Raw genomic sequence first — 3,110 nt, 5'->3', positions numbered from 1 at the left:
CGCATGTGGGGGTAGGTGGCTTCGGTTGTGATAATGACCGTTCCTACCTACCACTCCGAGTCCCGGACACCTGCCAGACGCCGCAAACCCGAATGGGCTGGCCGTCGCCGCACCGGCCTGACTGGGTGGGAAGCGATGGGCACGATTACGTCAGCAGGCCGTGCGCGGCCGTGCGGGCCGGGCTGGTACGCGACCACAGCCGACTCGAATTGCGCCGCCGCTACTTCTCGCGCGGGCACGTACGGCACCGCCCGCCCGTCGGCACTCCTTGCACTGCACCCGGACCGCTGTGACCATTTGCTCGGGTTCACCCGCCCGCTCGGTAGTCATCGGCTTGCGACCGTGCCCCGGCCGTTACAGCGCAGACAGATCATCGTGCCGCGGTCGACGAAACGAGACGAGGTGTAGTCCTTCCCACCCCGCTTCGTGCCGCCACTGCCCGACGACGCTCCGCCGCCGGTATCTCCCCGCTTGTTCCAAACCACGACTTCAGAGTAGACGACACTACGTGTCCGTGTAAGTACGCGGCGTGCTTCCGTGAGCCCTCGATCCATTCCCACGACAGCGCCATCTCACCGACTGACTCGGGTCGCAACGTCGCACCCCGTCCGTGGTGAAGAGCCGATCAAAAGAGCGGATGGCCATGATTCTCCAGCCGCCACCTTCACGTCGCCGTGCCGCCGAGCGGCAGGATCCAGGCCACCTGACCACCGAACATGACGTGCACGGACCGCACCGGTCCAGTTCGCGGCCAGCTGGACTTGCGCAACCCGCCGGTCACGGCTTACACCTCTACGTACCACCTTGATCCAACAAACTACCGGTACTCGCTGGCCCGCTGGTAGGTGGTGGGTCGTCCCCTGCCGCCGTGCTGGGTTACCAGTCCCCGGGCGCGCAGACCACGAAGCACTTTCCGGATGTTGGGACCAGCCAGCTTAAGATCTTGTTCGAGGTCGGCGACGGTCCGCGCTCCGTCTGCGAGTGCCTGGTAGATCCGCAGCTCGGTGCCGTTCAGCCGGGGCTCGGTGGCGGTGGTGGTTGTTGTGGGCTGGTGCAGGACGACGGTGAAGCGGATGCCGCTGTCGATGTAGTGGGCCGGGGGTAGGTGGTAGTCGGCGAGCGTTTCTGTGATGATCGGGATGCCGCTGGCGAGGGCCTCGATGACCCGGGCGCCGGTCTGCGGGGAGCGGACATGTTGGCAGATGGCGACGAGTCGGGCGTTGCGCGCGGATGTCACCACGTCCCGCCCGAGCCGGTCGACGGTGATGCCGTAGAGCCCGCCGGGGTTTGAGACGACGAGACGGTCTCGGCGTAGTCGGACCTCAATAGCCAGACCGATGGACCAGTGATCGAGATCGCGGTGGACCAAGGCGTTGGCGATCAGCTCGCGGAAAGCGAGAAGTGGGTAGGCGGTGCGGTCGTGGACCGTGCCGTCCGGCTCGGAGACTATCGTGGTGTCGGCGGTGCGCCGGGCCCACAGCAGTGCGGCGTCGAGCATCCGGGGGATCGACCCGGTGATCGTGGTCTGGTTTCGGGCGCGTGTTCCGGCGGGATCGCCGGGCAGAGGGTGAGCCGACGCCTGAATGACGTACCGGGGAAACCACTGCTGGGGATGGACGCCGAGCGCGAGCAGTCCCGCGACAGTGGGTTGGCCGCCGGTGAGTGTGACACCCGCGCGACACAGGAGTTCGGCATCGTCATCGAAACGGCCGAGTCCGCTCGGGTCGCGTTCCCGGACTGCGTCAAGGAAGGTCTCGACGAGCTCGATGTCGAGGTCGTCGAGGCGTGCGTCTTCGACTGGTGAGCGGTCGAACAACGGTGGCCGGCGCGCGGCGAGGAATCCCTGTTCCTCCAGGGCGGACAGGGTGTAGTCGCCGTCATACCCGCGCAGGTACGACGCGCCGGTCGCTGTGACGCGGCAGGGTTTGGTGGATCGGTCGCATTCGTGCACCTGGGCGACGACGACAGGCTCGCCGTCGGCGGTGCCGTCGTCGATCGTGAGGCGGACGGGTGGGGTGAACGCACGGGCCTTGGCCGCCAAGCCCTGTTTGAGTGCCTGCGGGTCGGCGATCCGGACCGGTCGGAACCCGAGCCGCTCGTCGAGACCGAGGATGATCGTGCCGCCGCCCGGCAGGTTCGCCAGGGCGCTCAGCGTCGCGGTCAACGAGGCAGGCAGCCCACCCGCAGCCGATTTGACCTCGATATCCGTTGTGTCGCCGCCGACCGCTCGCAGCTCGGCGATCATTCCGCTCACGTCGATAACCACACCCAAATGTAACCACAGGCCAGTTACATTACGTCGTGACGGTTACATTTGCGGAGTGTGCCGCGGAGTCAACGCTCACGGTGTCAGCTCTGTGGCCGTCAGTTCTGTGGCCGTCAGATCTGTGGCCGTCAGGGCAGCAGGCTGCCGGCGAGATGGCCGTGCGTCAGCGGCGCGAGGATCAGCGCCGGGTGCCCGTCGGGTGCCACGTTCCAGTGCGTGGGGTTGGCGCTCGCCAGGTCCACACCGGCGTCCCGGTTGGCCGGGTGGAATTCCGTAACCGCCCACGGCGCGGTGGGTCGCGGCGCCACGTTCACCCTCTCCCTCCCGGCGGCACCGGCCTGACGCAACCCGGCCGCTGCGCCGCCCCCGCTACGCCGGAGCCCTGCAGCGACAGTTGTCCTGAAGATTGCGGGAGAACGGGACTCTGAAGCGCGGAAAAATGGTACTGACTGCTGCGGGAGAACGGCACCCAAGGGTGCGGAAAAGTGGGACTCCAGAGTGTGGGAAAGCGGTACTCAAGGCTGCGGACGAGCGGTACCGTGAGGTGCCACCCTGCGTCTGGACGTCAACGCGGTGCTGCGCGACGGAAACCTGCCGGGGCGGCTGCTCGACACGTTCGTCGCCGCGCAGCTACGGGCGGAGTCGGCGGTGTTCACATCATGGCCGAGGCTTTATCACCTGCGCCAAGAGCAGGGCCGGCACGAAATCGACCTGCTCGCGGAGCTCGGCGCCGACCGGGTGATCGCTATCGAGGTGAAGGCCGACGCCGCACCCAGCGCGGAGGCGAGCGGCACCTGCGGTGGCTCCGCGATGAGCTCGCCGACCGTTTCGTGGCCGGCGTGGT

The 3,110-nt window shown here is 67.3% G+C and carries 3 protein-coding genes; 1 reads left to right on the top strand and 2 read right to left on the bottom strand.

The window, feature by feature from the left end:
- Positions 1-817: 817 nt before the first annotated feature.
- Positions 818-2,245 carry an ATP-binding protein gene (locus U9980_RS26435; RefSeq protein WP_322770415.1) on the bottom strand — a complete coding sequence of 476 codons (1,428 nt, stop codon included), beginning with the start codon at positions 2,243-2,245 and terminating at the stop codon, positions 818-820.
- Between the two features lie 149 nt (positions 2,246-2,394).
- The gene (locus tag U9980_RS26430; RefSeq protein WP_322770414.1) at positions 2,395-2,574 is read right to left on the bottom strand and encodes a hypothetical protein; all 180 of its coding nucleotides are present in this window, start codon (positions 2,572-2,574) and stop codon (positions 2,395-2,397) included.
- A 265-nt stretch (positions 2,575-2,839) separates the two neighbouring features.
- On the opposite strand from U9980_RS26430, the gene U9980_RS26425 reads away from it, so the two are divergent.
- Positions 2,840-3,110 (top strand): DUF4143 domain-containing protein (locus U9980_RS26425; RefSeq protein ID WP_322770413.1); only part of this gene is annotated, 271 nt, incomplete at its 3' end.

This window comes from Protofrankia sp. Cr1 (genome assembly GCF_963555865.1).
Lineage (GTDB): Bacteria > Actinomycetota > Actinomycetes > Frankiales > Frankiaceae > Protofrankia.
This window is presented reverse-complemented; position numbering and strand designations above follow the sequence as displayed.